At 65.8% G+C, this 18573-nt stretch carries 14 protein-coding genes and 1 pseudogene; 5 read left to right on the top strand and 10 right to left on the bottom strand.

Translation table 11 applies throughout. From position 1 onward, the window contains the following. The coding region (locus tag Q0L89_RS05285) for an NAD(P)(+) transhydrogenase (Re/Si-specific) subunit beta (RefSeq protein ID WP_296763111.1) at nt 1-689 on the top strand (689 nt) is incomplete at its 5' end. Nucleotides 690-870: 181 nt separating this feature from the next. Beyond that, on the top strand, nt 871-2151 hold the full coding sequence (locus Q0L89_RS05280) for a DUF3422 family protein (protein ID WP_296763110.1): 1281 nt from the start codon (nt 871-873) through the stop codon (nt 2149-2151). Here Q0L89_RS05280 and Q0L89_RS05275 read toward each other — a convergent pair. The 4 genes from Q0L89_RS05275 to Q0L89_RS05260 all read right to left on the bottom strand — a co-directional run bounded on the left by Q0L89_RS05275 (nt 2087) and on the right by Q0L89_RS05260 (nt 7089). Beyond that, nucleotides 2087-3151 (bottom strand): YeeE/YedE family protein, encoded by a 1065-nt coding sequence (locus tag Q0L89_RS05275; protein ID WP_296763109.1) that lies wholly within the window; start codon nt 3149-3151, stop codon nt 2087-2089. The two genes, Q0L89_RS05280 and Q0L89_RS05275, sit on opposite strands and share 65 nt — an antisense overlap. 209 nt (nt 3152-3360) lie before the next feature. Further along, on the bottom strand, nt 3361-4275 hold the full coding sequence (locus Q0L89_RS05270) for an ABC transporter permease (RefSeq protein WP_296763108.1): 915 nt from the start codon (nt 4273-4275) through the stop codon (nt 3361-3363). Next, on the bottom strand, nt 4268-5275 hold the full coding sequence (locus Q0L89_RS05265) for an ABC transporter permease (protein WP_296763107.1): 1008 nt from the start codon (nt 5273-5275) through the stop codon (nt 4268-4270). Before Q0L89_RS05265 ends, Q0L89_RS05270 begins: the two co-directional genes overlap by 8 nt. A gap of 113 nt (nt 5276-5388) precedes the next feature. Then, nucleotides 5389-7089 (bottom strand): peptide ABC transporter substrate-binding protein, encoded by a 1701-nt coding sequence (locus Q0L89_RS05260; protein WP_296763106.1) that lies wholly within the window; start codon nt 7087-7089, stop codon nt 5389-5391. Between the two features lie 282 nt (nt 7090-7371). On the opposite strand from Q0L89_RS05260, the pseudogene Q0L89_RS05255 reads away from it, so the two are divergent. The 3 genes and pseudogenes from Q0L89_RS05255 (at nt 7372) to Q0L89_RS05245 (ending at nt 11736) form a co-directional block, all read left to right on the top strand. Beyond that, nucleotides 7372-9192, top strand: a pseudogene (locus Q0L89_RS05255) (ABC transporter ATP-binding protein). A 13-nt stretch (nt 9193-9205) separates the two neighbouring features. Beyond that, nucleotides 9206-10372 carry an acetylornithine deacetylase gene (gene argE, locus Q0L89_RS05250; protein ID WP_296763105.1) on the top strand — a complete coding sequence of 389 codons (1167 nt, stop codon included), beginning with the start codon at nt 9206-9208 and terminating at the stop codon, nt 10370-10372. A gap of 200 nt (nt 10373-10572) precedes the next feature. Then, complete coding sequence (locus Q0L89_RS05245; protein WP_296763104.1) at nt 10573-11736, top strand: M20 aminoacylase family protein; 1164 nt, start codon at nt 10573-10575, stop codon at nt 11734-11736. Nucleotides 11737-11815: 79 nt separating this feature from the next. On the opposite strand, the gene Q0L89_RS05240 is transcribed toward Q0L89_RS05245, so the two are convergent. The 6 genes from Q0L89_RS05240 to Q0L89_RS05215 form a co-directional block, all read right to left on the bottom strand. Next, nucleotides 11816-13060, bottom strand: a complete 1245-nt coding sequence (locus Q0L89_RS05240; protein WP_296763103.1) for a saccharopine dehydrogenase family protein — start codon at nt 13058-13060, stop codon at nt 11816-11818. A 49-nt stretch (nt 13061-13109) separates the two neighbouring features. Next, complete coding sequence (locus tag Q0L89_RS05235; RefSeq protein ID WP_296763113.1) at nt 13110-14204, bottom strand: carboxynorspermidine decarboxylase; 1095 nt, start codon at nt 14202-14204, stop codon at nt 13110-13112. Between the two features lie 110 nt (nt 14205-14314). Beyond that, entirely contained in the window at nt 14315-14659 is a 345-nt protein-coding gene (locus Q0L89_RS05230) for a diacylglycerol kinase (RefSeq protein WP_296763101.1), read from the bottom strand. A gap of 32 nt (nt 14660-14691) precedes the next feature. After that, the gene (locus Q0L89_RS05225; RefSeq protein WP_296763100.1) at nt 14692-16347 is read right to left on the bottom strand and encodes a phosphoethanolamine transferase; all 1656 of its coding nucleotides are present in this window, start codon (nt 16345-16347) and stop codon (nt 14692-14694) included. A gap of 183 nt (nt 16348-16530) precedes the next feature. Continuing rightward, complete coding sequence (locus Q0L89_RS05220) at nt 16531-17604, bottom strand: BMP family ABC transporter substrate-binding protein (protein ID WP_296763099.1); 1074 nt, start codon at nt 17602-17604, stop codon at nt 16531-16533. Nucleotides 17605-17652: 48 nt separating this feature from the next. Beyond that, nucleotides 17653-18573 carry an ABC transporter permease gene (locus Q0L89_RS05215; RefSeq protein WP_296763098.1) on the bottom strand — a complete coding sequence of 307 codons (921 nt, stop codon included), beginning with the start codon at nt 18571-18573 and terminating at the stop codon, nt 17653-17655.

Genomic DNA, 18573 nt, shown 5'->3' with positions numbered 1-18573 from the left:
GCTTCAGCCTCGGCAATGACCTGCTGATCGTGGTCGGCGCGCTTGTCGGCTCGTCGGGCGCGATCCCGAGCTACATCATGTGCAAGGCGATGAACCGCTCGTTCATCAGCGTGATCCTGGGCGGCTTCGGCGGCACCACGGGCCCGCAGATGGAGGTCGAGGGCGAGATGACCGCCATCGACGCCGATGGCGTCGCAACCGCGCTCAACGAGGCCGACAGCGTCGTCATCGTGCCCGGCTACGGCATGGCCGTGGCGCAGGCGCAGCAGTCGGTCTCTGAACTGACCAAGCGGCTGCGGGCGCAGGGCAAGAAGGTGCGTTTCGCCATCCACCCCGTGGCCGGGCGCCTGCCGGGGCACATGAACGTGCTGCTGGCCGAGGCCAAGGTGCCCTACGACATCGTCATGGAAATGGACGAGATCAACGACGATTTCCCCGACACCGACGTCGCGATCGTCATCGGCTCGAACGACATCGTCAACCCGGCCGCCCAGGACGACCCCAACAGCCCCATCGCCGGCATGCCGGTGCTGGAGGTGTGGAAGGCCAAGCATGTCTTCGTGTGCAAGCGTGGCCAGGGCACGGGGTATTCCGGCATCGAGAACCCGCTGTTCTTCAAGGACAATACGCAGATGTTCTATGGCGATGCCAAGAAGAGCCTCGACGAGTTGCTCACCAAGATCGACTGAGGCGCATGCCGCTTGCGCATTGGGGGCGTCCCGCCGGGGCGCCCCCTTTCGTTGGCCGCGGGGCACTTTCGGTATGCGACGGTGTTCCGCAACTCCCTGAAACGAAACACTTTACTTTCCTTCCCGGTGCGGTCGCGCTATAGCAGTTGGACTGTTGTCGCCGCCCGGATCGGAATTCTGCATGCCGCCCATCGAAGACCACCCGCTGCGCTATGACCTGGCCAACGAACTGCATGCGCGGCCGTTCCCGTCGCTCACGGTGCCTTGCAGCGCCGTGTTCTTGGCCGTCAAACGCACCGAAGAGGCCGCCGCCCGCGATCGCAGCGCCGACATGGACCACCTGCGCGCGCTGCTGGACCGGCACGGCGCCCCGCACCCGCAGCCCGGCGCCACGCATTATTTCGGGCGCATCGGCCGCTACCGGCTGAAATGGGAAAGCCATACCGAGTTCGTCACCTACACGGTGTTTTCCGACACGTTGAGCGAACGTGCCTTCGACCCGGCCGAGTTCGAGGTCTTCCCCGAGGATTGGCTGGCCGCGATGCCGGGGGTACGCATGACCTCGGTGCTGATGCGGGTCGAGCCGATGGCGGACGAGGAAACGGTGATGGCGCGGGTCGGCGACTGGCTGGTGCCCGAAAGCCTGGCGATGAGCCGGGTTCTGGATGACGCCGCCGTCGTGGCGGCCGATTTTCGCATCGACCCTGCCGGGCATCAGCGCGTGGCGGTGTTCGTGGCGCCGGGCACCGGCGCGCGCCGTGTCGGCCGCGTGGTCCAGCGCCTATGCGAGGTCGAGACCTACAAGACCATGTCGATGCTGGGCTTTGCCAAGGTCAAGCAGATGTCGCCGCGCATGGGCGAGTTGGACACGCGCCTTGCCGACCTGATGGATCGCATGACCCATGGCGACCACCCGGCCGACGAGACGTTGGACGGGCTTCTGGAGATCTCGGCCGAGCTGGAACACACGGTCGCGCGCACGTCCTTCCGGTTCGGGGCCACCGCGGCCTACGAGGCGATCGTCCACCAGCGCATCGCGGTGCTGCGCGAGCAGCGTTTCGGCGGCCGGCAGACCTTCAACGAATTCATGATGCGCCGCTATGACCCGGCGATGCGCACTGTCAAGGCCACGCAGCGGCGGCTTGATTCCATGGCCGACCGGGCGATGCGCGCCGGCGAGCTGCTGCGCACCTCGGTCGATGTCACCCGCTCGGCTCAGAACCAGAAACTGCTGGAAAGCATGAACCGCCGCGCCGACGCGCAACTGCGCCTGCAACGCACCGTCGAGGGGCTCAGCGTGGTGGCGATCAGCTATTACGGGGTGTCGCTGGCGGTCTACGCCGCCAGTCCCTTGGCCAAGCTCGCCGGCCTGGCCAAGGGGGAACTGACGGCGCTGCTCACTCTGCCGGTTGTGCTGCTGGTGTGGTGGATGATCCGGCGGATCCGCGCCCGGATACACTGAGCGCCGCGCGCATCGCCAGCGCCCCCGCCGCCATCGCCGCCAGCGCCAGCACCGCCGCGACCGACAGCGTCGCCACCCCGGACAGGCCCGCGCCCACGGTGCAGCCCCCGGCCAGCACGCCACCCACGCCCATCAGCATGGCGCCGGCCATGTAGCGGCCCGTCTGGCGCGGGCTGTCAAAGCTCTGCCATTTGAATTCGCCGCGCAATGCCCCCGCCAGGAACGCCCCGGCCAGAACACCGCCGATCAGCCCGGTGCCGAACCCGGCGGGGATCGATGTCGAGGCAAGCAGCCAGAATACCGTGTCAGCCGACGGCGATGTGAAAGACAGGCTTTCCATCGCGATCGGGTCGAAATCGTCATACAGAACGAGGCCCGTGCCGACCCACCCCAGCGGCACCAGCGCGCCGATCAGCGCCGCCAGTATCAGCTTGCCCCGGCCCGCCCCGGCCCGGTAGGCCACGCTCACCGCGGCCACCGCGACCAGCGCCACCCACAGCCATGGATTGCCGGGCAGGGCGGCGGCATCGCCAAGCGGCAGCGTCACCGCGCCCAGGCTAGTGCGCAACGGCGCCAGAACGCCCTTGAGCGCGGCGTGCGCCGCCACCGCGAACACCAGCAGCACCATCAGCGCGCGCAGGTTGCCCGTGCCGCCCAGCACCGTCAGCCGCGATATGCAGCCCCGCGTCAGCACCATGCCGGCGCCGAACAGCAGCCCGCCGACCGCGACGGCCAGCACCGGCAACTCGCCCGCCATGAAGCGGTGTCCGGAAAACCCGACCCAGCCCATGGCGACGGCGACCTGGGTGCCGATCAGCGCCGCGGCCAGTGCTGTCAGCCACACCGCGCCCGCGGCGCGGCGATCTTCGCCCACCAGCGCGCGGCGCAGGCAGAACCGGGTGATTTGCGCCATGACGCCAAAAGCCAGCCCCAGGGCCAGCGCGAACCAGACGGCCGCCTGCGGGGCGGTCAGGGATTGAAGGCCGAGAGTTTCGAACATCGTTGGCTCCTGTCGCGTTGGAATTTTGTTCCATGTGGCGCAGGGCGTCTGGCGTAGCAAGCCGCCGCCCCGCGTCTCGCGCAGCACAAAGCGGGAAAATGTTCTGGATTCCTGGGTGGGTGTTGGCCAGGTATTCGGCCCGGCCAGCCCCCGCGCGCCCCGGTATTCCGGGGCGCGGGAAATCCCCGGATCGGTCGTTCTTTTTGTGCTCAGCGCCCGCGAATGCGCGGGTCCAGCGCGTCGCGCAGCCCGTCGCCGAGGTAGTTCACCGACAGCACCGTCAGCGATATCGCCGCACCGGGCCAGATCACCCGTTCCGGGTATTGCTGCAGGTAGTTGGTGGCATCATACAGCAACCGCCCCCAGGTGGGAAAGTCGGGCGGGAAACCCAGCCCCAGGAACGACAGCGCGCTTTCGGTGATGATGGCGTTGGCGATGCCCAGCGTCGCCGACACCATGATCGGCGACATTACGTTGGGCAGGACATGGCGGGTGATGAGGCGGAAATTCGTCGTCCCGATCGACCGCGCCGCCAGCACGAATTCGCGTTCCTTCAGCGCCAGCACATCGCCGCGCACGATCCGCGCCGTGGGCATCCAGCTGGTGATGCCGATGGCGACGACGATGAGGATGAAAATCCCCAGTTCGGGCCCGAACGAGGCGTTGAGCGGCTCGCGAAACAGCAGCACCAGGACCAGCAGCAGCGGCAACAGCGGCAGTGCCAGGAACAGGTCGGTCAGCCGCATCAGCGGCCCGTCGATGCGCCTGAAGAACCCCGCCACGAGGCCGATGAAACTGCCCAGCACCAGCGCCAGCAGCATCGCCGTCATCCCCACCGCGATCGAGGTTCGCCCCCCCGCCATCATCCGCGCCATCGTATCGCGGCCCAACTGGTCGGTTCCCATCGGATGGGCCAGGCTGGGCCCCTGGTTGCGCGCGCGGATGTCGATGAAGGTGGCGTCATAGGGCCACAGGAACGGGCCCAGGATCACCCCCAGGACGATCACCGAAAAGATGAACATGCCCAGCAGGGCGCCGCGGTGGCTTTTGAACTGGTCCCAGACATCGCTCCACTTTCCGCGCGGCGGCGTGTCGGGTTCGGGGTCGATCATCAGTTCAGTCATAGCGGATCCTCGGGTCGAGCACGCCGTAAAGAATGTCGGCGATGATATTGAACAGCACGATCAGCACCGCCAGCATGAAGGTGACCGTCTGCACCATCGGCAGGTCGTTGGCCTGGATCGATGTGATCAGCAACTGGCCCAGCCCGTTCACCTTGAATATCTGCTCGGTAATGATGGCGCCGCCGAAAATGTAGGGCACCCCCAACGCGATCACGGTGACCACCGGGATCATCGAGTTGCGCAGGACATGGACCATCACCACCGACCATTCGCTCAACCCCTTGGCGCGGGCGGTGCGTACATAGTCCTGGTGCAGGTTGTCCAGCATCGAGGCCCGCATGAAACGGCTGATCTGCGCGGTGGTCTGCAGCGCCAGCACCATCACCGGCAGAACCATCTGCATGAACTGCTTCTTGAAGGTGGCCCAGTCGACCACCACCAGCGTGGTGTCGTAGATCGACGGCAGCCAGCCCAGTTGCACCGCGAAGATGACAATCACCAGCACGCCGGAAAAGAACGGTGGCACCGAGTAGCCGACCATGGTCACGAAGGTGCCGACCTGGTCGAACACCGAATACTGCCGGTAGGCGGAATAGATGCCGATCGGCATGGCGATGAGGATGCCCACGACATAGGACATCGCCACCACCCACAGCGTTTGCGGCATACGCTGCGCGACGATGTCCATCACCGGCGAGCGCGTCTGCCACGAGATCACGCGGCTTTCGCCCTCGACGAACCCGGTGCCCAACATGCCATCGACGAAATGCATCGGCTCGACGACCAGGAACTGCCACATCCACTTGCCGAAGCGGATATGCGTCGGCTCGCCCAGCCCCAGTGCCTCGCGCATCTGCTGCTTGACTTCCGGCGGCACCGTCAGCGGCACCTGCGCCATCGGGTCGCCCGGCGCCAGTTCCAGCAGCAGGAAGATGATCAGGCTGATGAACAGCAGCGTGGGAATGGCCAGGATCAGCCGGCGGATCGTGTAGGTGAGCATCGACAGGCCTTTTGCTTATTGCCCGCGCACGGCGGGGCGGGTGTGTCGCGCCCCGCTGCACGCAAGGGCCGCGCCCCGGCCGTCACAGGTGGCCGGGGCGCGGCAGGTCTCGATCAGCTGTCCTTGCGGTACCAGTCGGCCGCGTTCCACAGCTCGCTGTCCCAGGTGTTGAGGACAACGCCGCCCAGCGTGTTGGACTTGGCCGACAGCCGCCCGCGGTGCACCAGCGGGATGATCGTGCCGGCCTCGACCAGCATGTCGTTGAGCTGCTTGGCGATCTCGGCGCGCGCCTCCAGACCTGCGGTGCTGGCCAGCTCGGCGTGCAGCGCGTCATACTCCGGGTCGCAGAACCGGGTGACGTTCTCGCCCTGCCACTGCGTTTCCGGGCGCGGGGCCTTGTCGCACAGGTAGTTGGCCAGATACGCCTGCGGGTCGGTGCCGGGGAACAGGTTGGCGTACATCTCCACGTCGGCATAGAACCGCTGGAAGGTGTCCGGGCTACCCGGGTCGCCACCGAAGAACACGCTGGCGTCGATGTTGCGCAGCTCGGTCTCGACGCCGATCTCGCTCCACCACTGCTTGATCAGCGCCTGGAAGTCCTGGCGCACGGCGTTGGTCGAGGTCTGGTAGGTCAGGCTCAGCTCCAGCCCGTCCTTCTCGCGGACACCGTCGCCGTCGCTATCGACCCAGCCGGCCTCTTCCAGCAGCGCCTTGGCGCCTTCCATGTCCTGCTCGGAGCAGTCGAAGGTGTCGGAGTTGAACGCCTCCGGTGCGGGCACCAGGTTGCAGGTCACGCGGCCGGCCCGGCCGTAGCCGATCTCGACCAGAAGCGGCCGGTCGATGGCCAGGCTCAGTGCCTTGCGCACCGCCGTGTCCTTGAAGATCGGGTGCGGCTTGACGACCGCGCGCTCGCCTTCTGGCAGGGCGGGGTCGGGGTTGGTGTTGTTCACCATGATCCGCTCGACCAGCGTGCCGAAGCCGCTGATCGCCTCCCCTTTGCCGCCTTCGGCCATCTGCTGGATGACGTCGGGCGCCAACTGAAGGTTCCAGGCGTAGTCGTATTCGCCTGTCTCCAGCACCGCGCGCCCGGCCGAGGCCGCGTCACCACCGCCCTTGAAGGTGACCGTGGCGAAGGCCGGCTTGTCGGGGTCACGGTAGTTTTCGTTGGCCTTCAACTGGATCACGTCGTTGGGCCGGAAATCGGTCACCGCGAAGGGGCCGGTGCCGACGGGGTAGAAGTTCTCGTCCGTGCATTCGGGCGCGCTTGCGCCGGTGCAGTCCTCGAACTGGGCCTTCTGGATGATCGGGCTTTCCGCCCCCACGAAGGGCAGGTAGGGCACCGGGGTGGGTTTTTCGAAATGCACCACCACCGTCTGCGGATCGGGGGCCTCGACCTTTTCGACGCCTTCGAACTTGGTCACCTGCGCACAGCCCATGTCGGGGTTCATGCAGTATTCGGCGGTGAATTTCACGTCGGCCGAGGTGAACTTCGTACCGTCCGACCACTTGATGTCATCGCGGATCTTCCAGGTGACCGAGGTCAGATCCTCGCTGACGCCGCCATTGTCGACGGTGGGGATGTCCTCGACCAGCCAGGGCACCATCTTGCCTTTCTCGTCGAAGCGCGCCAGCGGCTCGATCACCAGGCTTGATGCCTGCACGTCCTTGGTGCCACCCGACAGGAACGGGTTCAGGATCGACGGCGCCTGCCAGTAGATGATTCTGACTTCGCCGTCGCTGGCGCGTTCGGCCATTGCCGCGGGCGCCAGGGCCAGCGATGCCGCCGCACCCAAAAGTATGGATCTGAATTTCATTTCATCCTCCGTGTTGGACACATCTTGCGTGTCTCTTGTTGCACGATGCCGGGCGGCGCCCGGCATCAGGGGGCCCGCGAGAAACGAAAACGAAAAGGGCCGCCCCTGTTATTCGGGTGTTCCGGCCCTGACCATCCCCCGCGGTCCGGTTCATCACAATCAAACTGAGGTGAAAAAGCAAGGGCGTTTCGGAACCGACCGTGCCGCTAAACCGGTTTGACAGTGTCGCTGCGCTGTCTGTAGCTTGAATATCGAACAGGTTCCCTCAACAAGGTGGTCTCGATGCTGGATCAGCCGATCGTCGACATCCGCAACCTGCGGGTCGAGTTCCAGACCAAGGACGGCGAGGTCGTCGGGGTCGAGGACATCTCGTTTTCCGTTCAGCCGGGCGAGACCGTCTGCATCGTGGGCGAATCCGGGTCGGGCTAGTCGGTGTCGAGCCTGTCTCTGATGCGCCTGGTCGAATTCGGCGGCGGAAAGATCGCCGGCGGGCGCATCCTGTTCGACCGCAAGGACCGCGGCGAGACCGACCTGGTCAAGACCCCGCAGAGCCTGATGCGCACCATCCGCGGCAACGAGATCGGCATGATCTTCCAGGAGCCGATGACGGCGCTCAACCCGGTGTTCACCATCGGCCGGCAGTTGACCGAAGGGTTGCGCGTGCACCGCGGGATGGACCGCCGGCAGGCCCGGGCGCGGGCGCTTGAATTGATGCGCGAGGTACGCATCCCCGAACCCGAGGCGCGGCTCAAGCAATACCCGCACGAGCTGTCGGGCGGCATGCGCCAGCGCGTGGTGATCGCCATGGCCATGGCATGCCGGCCGCGGCTGCTGATCGCCGACGAACCCACGACGGCGCTCGACGTGACCATCCAGGCCGAGATCCTGGCGCTGATGGACCGGCTCAAGCGCGAAACCGGCACCGCGGTGATGTTCATCACCCACGACATGGCGGTGGTGGCGCAGATGGCCGACCGCGTGGTGGTGATGTTCCGCGGCAACAAGGTCGAGGAAGGTTCGGTCGAGCAGATATTCGCGGACCCGCAGCATGACTATACCAAGGCGCTGCTGGCGGCGGTGCCCAAGCTGGGCGAGATGAACGGCAAGGACCTGCCCGAGCCGATGCGCCTGCTCGGCGTCTCCGACCAGGACGTGCGCCCCATCCCCGGCACCACCGAGCCGCTGCTGAAGGTGCGCAACCTGACCACCCGATTCGCGGTCAAGGGCGGCTTTTTCCGGCGCACGGTGGCCAAGGTACACGCGGTCGAGGATGTGTCGTTTACAATAAACCGTGGCCGCACGCTGAGTCTGGTGGGTGAATCCGGTTGTGGCAAGTCCACCGCGGGGCGCTCGATCCTGCGGCTGGTCGAACCGCAGTCCGGCGCGATCGAGCTTGGCGGGCGCGACATGATGGCGTTGGCGCCCAGCGACCTGCGCCGCGCCCGGGTCGACATGCAGATGGTGTTCCAGGACCCGTTCGCCTCGCTCAACCCGCAGATGCAACTGTCCGACCAGGTGGCCGAACCGATGTGGAACTTCGCCTCGCACAAGGGCGCGGACCTGACCAAGCGTGTCGAGATGCTGTTCGACCGGGTGGAACTGCCGCGCACCTTCATGCGGCGGTTCCCGCACGAGTTGTCGGGCGGGCAGCGCCAGCGCGTGGCGATCGCGCGGGCGCTGGCACTCAATCCCAAGCTGATCGTCGCCGACGAATCGGTCAGCGCGCTGGATGTCAGCGTGCAGGCGCAGGTGCTCAACCTGATGATGGAATTGCAGGCCGACCTGGGGCTGTCCTACCTGTTCATCAGCCACGACATGGCGGTGGTGGAACGTGTCAGCCACGACGTGGGGGTGATGTACCTGGGCCGCATCGTCGAGATGGGCCCCCGCCGCGCGGTGTTCGAAGACCCCCGCCACCCCTATACGCAGGCGTTGATGAAGGCGGTCCCGGTGGCCGACCCGGCGCGTCGCAAGACCGAAAAAGACCTGAATTTCAAGCCGATCCCGTCGCCGATCCACCCGCTGGATTACGAGCCCGAGCCGTCGCGCTACGAAGAGGTCGGGCCGGGGCATCATGTGCTGACCACCGACAGCGGATATTGAGAAAGGCCCCGACATGCCCGTGCGCCTGACGCCGTTCGAGCTGATGGAAAAGCTGGTGAGCTTTCCCACCGTCAGCCGCGACAGCAACCTTCCCCTGGTCGACTGGGTCGACGATTACCTTTCCGGGCACGGCATCATTGCGCACCGCCGCTACAGCCCCGACAACCAGAAGGCGGCGCTGTTTGCCCATGTCGGGCCCGAGGCCGATGGCGGCGTGGTGCTGTCGGGGCATACCGACGTGGTGCCGGTGGACGGGCAGCCCTGGGCGTCGGACCCGTTCACGGTGACCGAGCGCGACGACAAGTATTTCGGCCGCGGCTGCGTCGACATGAAAGGCTTTGACGCGCTGGCGATCTGGGCGCTGGTCGAGGCCAACCACGCCGGCGTCAACCGCCCGCTGCAACTGGCGCTGAGCTATGACGAAGAGGTCGGCTGCGTCGGCGCGCCGCCTATGATCGCCGCAATGCACGAACGCCTGCCGCGCGCCGACGCCGTGATCGTGGGCGAGCCGTCGATGATGCAGGCGGTGACCGGCCACAAGGGCGGGCGGGGGTTCGACACCCGGGTCGTCGGCTTCGAGGTGCATTCGTCGATCATGCACGAAGGCGTCAACGCGATCATGCAGGGCGCCCGGCTCATCGACTGGGCCAACCGCATGAACGCCCGCAACATGGCCGCCACGCCGGGCGATCTGGCGGCGATGTTCCACCCGCCCTGGACCACGCTGCATGTGGGCACGATCACCGGCGGCACCGCCCACAACATCACCGCCAAGGAGTGCCGCTTCGGCATGGATTTTCGCGTCGTCCCGGGCGAGGAGCCCGAAGACTGGCGCGATCGCTACCTCGACGAGGTGCGCCGCATCGAGGCGGACATGCAGACCGTCCGCCCCGAGGCGCATATCGAGATCACCGAGACGTTCAACGTCCCCGGCCTGAAGCCCGAGCCCGACGGCGCGGCCGAACGGCTGGTGCGCAGTGTAACCGGCGACAACGCCGCCCATGTCGTCAGCTACGGCACCGAGGCGGGGCAGTTCCAGCGCGCGGGATATTCCGCCGTGGTCTGCGGCCCCGGTGACATCGGGCAGGCGCATCAGCCCGACGAGTACATCACCCGCGCGCAGTTCGAGGCCGGGCACGACTTCATGCGCGGGCTGCTGAAAAAGCTGCGCGCGGGTTAGGCGCCGCGCGACGCCATCGCTGTCGGCCCGGGCGGGGGCGCTGCCCCCGTCGCCCGTTCCGGGCGACTCCCCCGGAGTATTTCGGGAAAGATGAAGCACGGCGGCGGCGATCGGGGGATGGCGTTGCCCTCTTGCCGCGCCCTGCGCTTTGCGCCACCTTGCGGCAGGACGAATGTGTGAACAAACAGGAGAGCACGCCGATGCCGGTCAAGAACCGATTTGCCGAACTGCATGACGAGATCACCGCCTGGCGGCGGGATTTCCACGAGAATCCCGAGATCCTCTACGAGGTTCACCGTACTGCCGGCGTGGTGGCCGACAAGCTGCGCGAATTCGGCTGCGACGAGGTGGAGACCGGTATCGGCCAGACCGGCGTCGTCGGCGTGATCCGGGGCCGCGAGAGCGGCTCGGGCAAGGTGATCGGGCTGCGCGCCGACATGGATGCGCTGCCGATTCACGAACAGACCGGGCTGGACTATGCCAGCAAGACCGCGGGCGCCATGCATGCCTGCGGCCATGACGGGCACACCGCGATGTTGCTGGGCGCGGCACACTACCTTGCCGAGACGCGCAATTTCGACGGCACCGTGGTGTTGATCTTCCAGCCCGCCGAAGAAGGCGGCGCCGGGGCCCGGGCGATGTGCGACGACGACCTGATGAAACGCTGGGGCATCCAGGAGGTCTATGGCATGCACAACTGGCCCGGCAAGCCGGTGGGCGAGTTCGCCATCCGCGCCGGCGCCTTCTTTGCCGCGACCGACCAGTTCGACATCGTGATCGAGGGCAAGGGCGGCCACGCCGCCAAGCCGCACGAGACCATCGACAGCACCGTGGTGGCCAGCCACACGGTTCTGGCGCTGCAAACCATCGCCAGCCGCAACGCCGACCCGGTGGAACAGGTCGTCGTCTCGGTCACCGCGTTCGAGACGTCCTCGACCGCCTTCAACGTGATCCCGCAGCGGGTGCACCTGCGCGGCACCGTGCGCACGCTCAGCCCCGCGATGCGCGACCTGGCCGAGACGCGCCTGCGCGCCATCTGCGAGGGCACCGCCGCCACCTTCGGCGCGCGCGCCACTGTCGATTACCACCGCGGTTACCCGGTGATGGTCAACAGCGAGGAACAGACCGAATTCGCCGCCGATGTGGCCCGCACCGTCAGCGGCACCTGCACCGACGCGCCGCTGGTCATGGGCGGCGAGGATTTCGCCTTCATGCTGGAAGAACGCCCCGGCGCCTATATCCTGATCGGCAACGGCGACACGGCGATGGTCCACCACCCCGAATACAACTTCAACGACCAGGCGATCCCGGCCGGGTGCAGTTGGCTGGCCGAGGTGGCCGAGCGGCGCATGCCCGTCGCCTGAGCCGGGCACGCAGCGAGGGCAGGGCCCCGCCGGCCAATGCGCCGGCGGGGCCTTTTCATGCCGGGGCGGTGCGGCACGCTCAGGCGTCGGCGTTCCAGGGGCGGTCGCCGCGTGCATCGCGCACCCGGGTTGGCAGGCCCATGTCGTCGAGCAGGGTCAGAAACGGTTTCGGGTCCAGTTCCTCGACATTGACCATCGCGCCGGTGTCCCAGTCCCCGCGCGCGATCAGCCGCGCCGCGGCCACCGGCGGCACGCCGGCGGTATAGGAAATGCCCTGGCTGCCGACCTCGGCATAGGCGTCGGCGTGGTCGGCCACGTTGTAGACGAAGACCTCTGTTTCGGCGCCGTCCTTGAGCCCGCGCACCAGGTCGCCGATGCAGGTCTTGCCGGTGTAGTCGGGCGCCAGGCTCGACGGGTCCGGCAGCACCGCCTTGACCACCTTGAGCGGCACCACCTCGACCCCTTCGGCGGTGGTGACGGGATGCTCGGACAAGAGCCCGAGGTTGTTGAGCACGTTGAACACCGTGATATAGCGCTCGCCGAAGCCCATCCAGAACCGCACGTCGGCCTGCGGGTAATTGGTGGCCAGCGAATGTACCTCGTCATGTCCGGTCATGTAGGCCTGCTGCTGCCCGACCACGGGCAGATCCCAGGTCTTGCCGACCTCGAACATGCTGTTGGATTGCCAGGCGCCGTTCTGCCAACTGTAGACGGTGCCGGTGAATTCGCGGAAGTTGATCTCGGGGTCGAAATTGGTAGCGAAATACTTGCCGTGCGAACCGGCGTTGATATCGACGATGTCGATGCTGTGCACGTCGTCGAGATGCTCGTCGATCGCCAGCCGCGCATAGGCGTTGACCACCCCGGGGTCGAAGCCCACGCCAAGGATCGCGCTGACGCCCTTTTCGGCGCAAGCGTCGCGGCGTTTCCATTCGTAGTTGGCATACCACGGCGGGGTTTCGCAGATCTTGTCGGGCTCTTCGTGAATGGCGGTGTCCATGTAGGCCGCGCCGGTTTCCAGGCAGGCGTCGAGCACATGCATGTTGACGAAGGCCGATCCCACGTTGATGACGATCTGCGCCCCGGTCTGCCGGATCAGCGCGGCGACCGCGGCGCTGTCGGTGGCGTCGATGGCGTGGGCGCGCAGCACGCCATCCACCTTCATGCTGCCCTTGTCGCGGATGCTGTCGATGATGGCGTCGCATTTCGCCACCGTGCGGCTGGCGATGTGGATGTCGCCCAGCTCGTCGTTGTGTTGTGCGCATTTGTGGGCGCTCACCTGCGCCACGCCGCCTGCGCCGATGATGAGCACGTTTCGTTTCATGTCAGCCTCCGTTGTGTGGGGTCATGGATGCGCACCCCGGCGCCGCCGGTCACGACAGCGCGGCGACGAAATCGTCGTATCCGAAATCGCGCACCACGCGCGTGGTACCGTCCAGTTCACGCACGGCGATCGCGGGCATTTTCACGCCGTTGAACCAGTTTTTCTTGACCATGGTGTAACCGCCCGCGTCGTGCACCGATAGCCGGTCGCCCGGGCGCAGCGGCGCGGCAAGGCGCGCGGTGCCGAAGATGTCGCCGGCCAGGCAGGACTTGCCGCAGATCATCCACTCCTGTTCGCCGCTGTCGTCGCCCACGCGCGCGGTTTCGCGGTAGACCAGAAGATCGAGCATGTGCGCCTCGATCGACGCATCCACGATGGCCAGGTTGCGGCCGTTGAACATGGTGTCGAGCACCGTGACCTCCAGCGTGGTGGAGTTGGTGATCGCCGCCTCGCCGGGTTCGAGGTAGACCTGCACGCCGTGCTCGCCGGCGAACCGCTTGAGCCGCTCGGCGAGCCGCTCCAGCGGATAGCCCTCGCCGGTGAAGTGGATGCCGCCGCCGAGGCTGATCCATTCCATGCGGTCGATCAGGTGCCCGAAACGGTCCTCGATATGGGTCAGCATCGCGTCGAAGCGGTCGAAATCGGCATTCTCGCAGTTGTTGTGGAACATCAACCCGCTGATCATGCCGGTGACCGGGTCGATTTGCGCCGGGTCGTGTTCGCCCAGCCTTGAGAAGGGGCGCGACGGATCGGCCAGGTCGAACTCCGAGGTGCTGACGCCGGGATTGACGCGCAGCCCGCGCGCGTGCCCGGACGAGATGTCGGCGAAGCGTTGCAGTTGCCCGCTTGTGTTGAAGATCACCTTGTCGGACAGCGCCAGGACCGGCGCCATCTCGTCATCGGCCCAGACCACCGAATAGGCGTGCGTCTCGCCGCCGAATTTCTCGGCCCCCAGCCGCGCCTCGTAAAGCGAGGACGAGGTCGTGCCGTCCATGTACTGCGCCATGAAATCGAACACCGACCAGGTGGCGAAACACTTGAGCGCCAGCAGCGATTTCGCACCCGACGCCGCGCGCAGCCAGGCGATGCGCTCCATGTTGGGCAGCATCCGCGCCTTGTCGATCAGGTAGCAGGGTGTCTGGATCATCGCGGCGGCCTTTCGATTCGCGCGGGCAGGGTGGCGCGGCCCCGCGCGGCAGGCAGTTAGGCCCTTTGCGCGCGCGGATCAATACCCGGCCCGCCCGCGGGGCGCGCTCAGGAAAACGCCTTCCAGGCCACCAGCGCCAGCAGCAGCCCGTGCGCGACCATGATGCACGCGGCCGCGAAAGAACCCAGGTCCTTGGCGTCGCGGGCGAATTCCGACCACTCCGGCGACAGCCGGTCGGCGATGATCTCGATCGCGGTGTTGATCGCCTCGACCGCGACCAGAACGGCGAATAGCGCGCCGAAGGCCACCAGTTGCGCCGCCGACGCGCCCAGCAGCAGCAGCGCCAACAGCATCGCGGCCCCGCCGGCGGCCTCGTGGCGGACCGCGGTCTCGCGCCAAAGCCGCCGCGCGCCGGCCAGCGAATAGCCCAGTGCGGCGAAGAAATGGCGCACGCCGCGCACGCGCGGCGGTCTGGGTCGCGGCGTCATTCGCCCGGCCCCAGTGCGGCTGTCTTGTGGCACCCCGCGGTCAGGTCATGGTCGACCTGACGCGCCCGGGTTTGAACGTCGAGCAGGCCCAGCACCGTGTGAAACAGGTTGTCGTGGCTCACGGGCGCTTGCGCCCTGTTTCGAAGACACCCGTCATCTACCCTCAGCGTGGATTTGAAACGTTCGGAAAACCACATGAGCATGGGCACATGTGTCTGCTCCTCGGGGGCCATGAAATATGGTGCGCCGTGCAGGAAGAGGCCGCTTTCACCAAGAGATTCGCCATGATCCGACACATAGATCAGTGCCGGAATGATGCTGTCCTGCGCATCGAGAGTATCCATCACCCGTGCGAGGATGTAATCGGTATAGGCGATGGTGTTGTCGTAGGCATTGACTATCTGCTCAACCTTGCAATCATCGAATTCCGCGGTGTTGCAAGCAGGCGCAAAGCGTTCCATCTCGGGCGGGTAACGCAGGAAATATGCCGGACCGTGGCTGCCGATCTGGTGCAGGACGAGGACGGTATCGGTCTCGATCGTGGCCACCCTTTCGCGAAGCGCATCGAGAAAGATCGAGTCGATACATTCGCCCTGCTGACAATGTTCCGGATCCTTCAGATCGGTAAAGCGCCGTGTCTTGACGCGATCCGCGATTGACTTGTCCCCGGTGTTGTTTTCCCACCATTCCACATCGAAGCCGGCATGTGAAAGCACATCCAGCAGGTTCTCGTTGCTGATGCCGTTTCGAAAGGAGTATCCACGCCGGTCAAAGCGGGAGAACATGCACGGCAAGGAAGTCGCGGTGGCCGTGCCGCAGCTTTCGGTATCAGAAAAATTTATGATGTCGTGCTTCGCAAGTTCCGGGGTTGTGTCACGGCTATAGCCATCGATGCCAAAGTTCTGCGCGCGGGCGGTTTCGCCGGCGACGATAATGGTCACGACCGGTTTTTGCGCGGATGCCAGAAGCGGCCCCTTGCGGGCATCCCGGCCAACTTCCGCCACGGTGACACGGCGTGTGACAAGCATCAATTTTGCGTAGCGCAGCGCCCCTGACATTGGCGCAAGCGGCTGGATGGAGGCCGCCAGATCCTTACGCTCGCGCAGCACGGTTGCCTTGCTCTTCAGATCGACCAGAAAAAACCCGGCAAAAAGCATGACGCAGGCCACGGCGGTGGCAACCGTGGTCCAGGCGTTGCGCCACAATCCCGGCTGTCGCAGCCGCACCCAGTAGACGCCAATCGCAGGAAGCACGCCGAAAAGCGCGACATGCCGAATGAACGCGGGGGTGATCAGGTGCTTGGCCTCGTTCACCGTTGTTGTCGCGGCATTCTGGATCATGTTGCGGTCGATGAAGACGCCCAGCGTATCCATGTACCACGAGGTGACCGCAGACAGGATCAGAAGAAATGCCAGGACGGGCTTTTGCAGCCACCGGAAACCCAGCACAGTCAATACAAGCAGGGTAAGCGCCCATACCGACAGACCGATGGTAAGCTGCGGTATCAGCGCATGGTCATACGCATCGGCGGCAACGGTCCAGAAGGTGTGGTTGTAAACCGCCATGATGAACGTGGCAGCAACGACGTTCAGTGCGAGCGGCGTCAGGGTCGGGCGGTTTGGACGGCGAAATGGCAAAAAATTGAGTTTCATGGACTGGTTGCTTGATTATTGTCGATTGAAATTCGCTATTGTCCGGCGCCGGGTTTGTCAATTTTCATGGGTACGCGCAGGCTGTTATTCGCCATTCCGCGGAATGGGGGCGGTGATGCGAAGAGTGCAAAAGGCCCTGCCCAGGGGACTGGACAGGGCCTTTCAAGTGCCTGTCTGTGCAGGTTACTGCGGGATTTCGCCGGTCAGCCCCTCGACGTAGAAATCCATGCCCAGCAGGGTGCCGTCGTCGGCGACTTCGCTCTCGGACAGCCAGTCGGACCCGTCCTGCTTTTTCAGCGGGCCGGTGAAGGGGTGGTAGTCGCCGCTGGCGATGGCGTCTTTCAGCGCCAGCGCCTCGGCCTTGACGTCATCGGGGACGGCGTCGGTGATCTCGCCGATCCCGACCATGCCTTCGCCGATGCCGTGCCAGACCTGCTGGCTTTCCCAGGTGCCGTCGATCACCGCCTGGGTACGGGCGATGTAATAGGGCGCCCAGTTGTCGATGATGGAACTCACCCGCGGCATCGGCTTGTACTCGGCCATGTCCGAGGCCTGCCCGAAGGTGATGACATCGCCGGCCTTTTCGGCCGCCGCCTGCGGCGCGGTCGAATCGGTGTGTTGCAGGATCACGTCGGCGCCCTGTTCGATCAGGGCCTGGGCGGCGTCGGCTTCTTTCGCCGGGTCGAACCAGGTGTAGGCCCAGATGATCTTGAACTGCACGTCGGGGTTGGCCTTGCGCGCGTGAATGAAGGCCGAGTTGATGCCGCGAATGACCTCTGGAATGGGGTAGGAGGCGATGTAGCCGATCGTGTTGCTTTCGGTCATCCTGCCGGCGATATGGCCCTGGATGGCGCGGCCCTCGTAGAAACGCGCGGAGTAGGTGCTCAGATTGGGCGCGGTCTTGTAGCCGGTGGCGTGCTCGAACTTCACGTTCGGAAACTTCTTGGCCGCCGCGACGGTCGGGTCCATGAACCCGAAGGAGGTCGTGAAGATCAGGTCGGCGCCCTGAAGCGCCATCTGGGTGATCGCGCGCTCGGCGTCGGTGCCCTCGGGGACGCTTTCCTGGTAGATGGTTTCCACCTTGTCGCCGAAATGCTCTTCCACGGCCAGCCGGGCCTTGTCGTGCTCGTAGGTCCAGCCGCCGTCGCCGATCGGGCCGACATAGATGAAGCCGACCTTGGTCTTGTCCTGGGCCATGGCCGCGGTGGCCAGCCCCAGCGCCGCGACGGCGGTTGTCAGGATATTGTGCAGTTTCATTCGGGTATCCCCCTGTGGTTGCTCCGGTTGGTTGCGCGCGCCCGTCGCTCAGCTCGGGGCATGAAACGGCCGCCCCAGCGAGCCCGGGGCGCGCGAGCGGTCGGCGGACATGATCACCAGCACCAGGATGGTGATCAGATAAGGCGACATTGCCAAGTATTCGACCGGGATGGCAACGCCCGCGGCCTGCAGATTGAGCTGAATAACCGACACCCCGCCGAAAAGATAGGCACCCAGCAGCACCCGCCCGGGTTTCCAGCTTGCGAAGACCACCAGCGCCAGCGCGATCCAGCCGATTCCGGCGGTCATGCCCTCGGTCCACTGCGGCACCCGGATGAGGCTGATATAGGCGCCGCCCAGCCCCGCGCAGGCACCGCCGAACATGATCGCCAAAATGCGGATCCCGACCACGTTGTAGCCAAGCGCGTGCGCGGCGTCGTGATTCTCGCCCACCGCGCGCAGGATCAGCCCCGCGCGGGTGTATTTCAGCATCGCCCAGACCACCGCGCATATGATCAGCCCGAAGTAGACCATCAGGTCGTGTGACAACAGCACCGGGCCGACAAGGGGCAAATCGCTCAGCAGCGCCACGTCGAGCCGCGGAAACGGCGGCGGCTTGACGCCCTGGTAGCCCTGGCCCATCAGCGCGCTCAGTCCCAGCCCGAACAGCGTCAGCGACAGCCCCGACGCCACCTGGTTGGCCAGCGCGAATTGCGTCAGCAGGGCAAACAGCATCGACAGCCCCGCACCCCCCGCCGCCGCCGCCGCCATGCCCAGAAGCGGCGAGCCGCTTTGCACCGCCACGATGAACCCGCAGATCGCGCCGGTGATCATCATCCCCTCGACCCCGAGGTTGAGCACGCCGGCGCGTTCCACCACCAACTCGCCCACGGCGGCCAGCAGCAAGGGCGTGGCCGCCACCATCAGGCTGGCCAGTAGCAGGGCCGGGTCGATCGCTCCGAGATCCAT

Source organism: Sediminimonas sp. (assembly GCF_024637375.1).
In the GTDB taxonomy this organism is placed as follows: Bacteria; Pseudomonadota; Alphaproteobacteria; order Rhodobacterales; family Rhodobacteraceae; genus Sediminimonas.
Note: the sequence above shows the minus strand (reverse complement) of the source record. Positions and strands in the feature narration are given on the sequence as shown.

What these genes read in the sequence shown, in the direction of transcription:
- Q0L89_RS05280 (WP_296763110.1), top strand. Translation starts at nt 871, where the DNA reads ATGCCGCCCATCGAAGACCACCCGCTGCGCTATGACCTGGCCAACGAA.
- Q0L89_RS05275 (WP_296763109.1), bottom strand. Translation starts at nt 3,151, where the DNA reads ATGTTCGAAACTCTCGGCCTTCAATCCCTGACCGCCCCGCAGGCGGCC.
- Q0L89_RS05270 (WP_296763108.1), bottom strand. Translation starts at nt 4,275, where the DNA reads ATGACTGAACTGATGATCGACCCCGAACCCGACACGCCGCCGCGCGGA.
- Q0L89_RS05265 (WP_296763107.1), bottom strand. Translation starts at nt 5,275, where the DNA reads ATGCTCACCTACACGATCCGCCGGCTGATCCTGGCCATTCCCACGCTG.
- Q0L89_RS05260 (WP_296763106.1), bottom strand. Translation starts at nt 7,089, where the DNA reads ATGAAATTCAGATCCATACTTTTGGGTGCGGCGGCATCGCTGGCCCTG.
- argE (WP_296763105.1), top strand. Translation starts at nt 9,206, where the DNA reads ATGCCCGTGCGCCTGACGCCGTTCGAGCTGATGGAAAAGCTGGTGAGC.
- Q0L89_RS05245 (WP_296763104.1), top strand. Translation starts at nt 10,573, where the DNA reads ATGCCGGTCAAGAACCGATTTGCCGAACTGCATGACGAGATCACCGCC.
- Q0L89_RS05240 (WP_296763103.1), bottom strand. Translation starts at nt 13,060, where the DNA reads ATGAAACGAAACGTGCTCATCATCGGCGCAGGCGGCGTGGCGCAGGTG.
- Q0L89_RS05225 (WP_296763100.1), bottom strand. Translation starts at nt 16,347, where the DNA reads ATGAAACTCAATTTTTTGCCATTTCGCCGTCCAAACCGCCCGACCCTG.
- Q0L89_RS05220 (WP_296763099.1), bottom strand. Translation starts at nt 17,604, where the DNA reads ATGAAACTGCACAATATCCTGACAACCGCCGTCGCGGCGCTGGGGCTG.
- Q0L89_RS05215 (WP_296763098.1), bottom strand. Translation starts at nt 18,573, where the DNA reads ATGGATCTCGGAGCGATCGACCCGGCCCTGCTACTGGCCAGCCTGATG.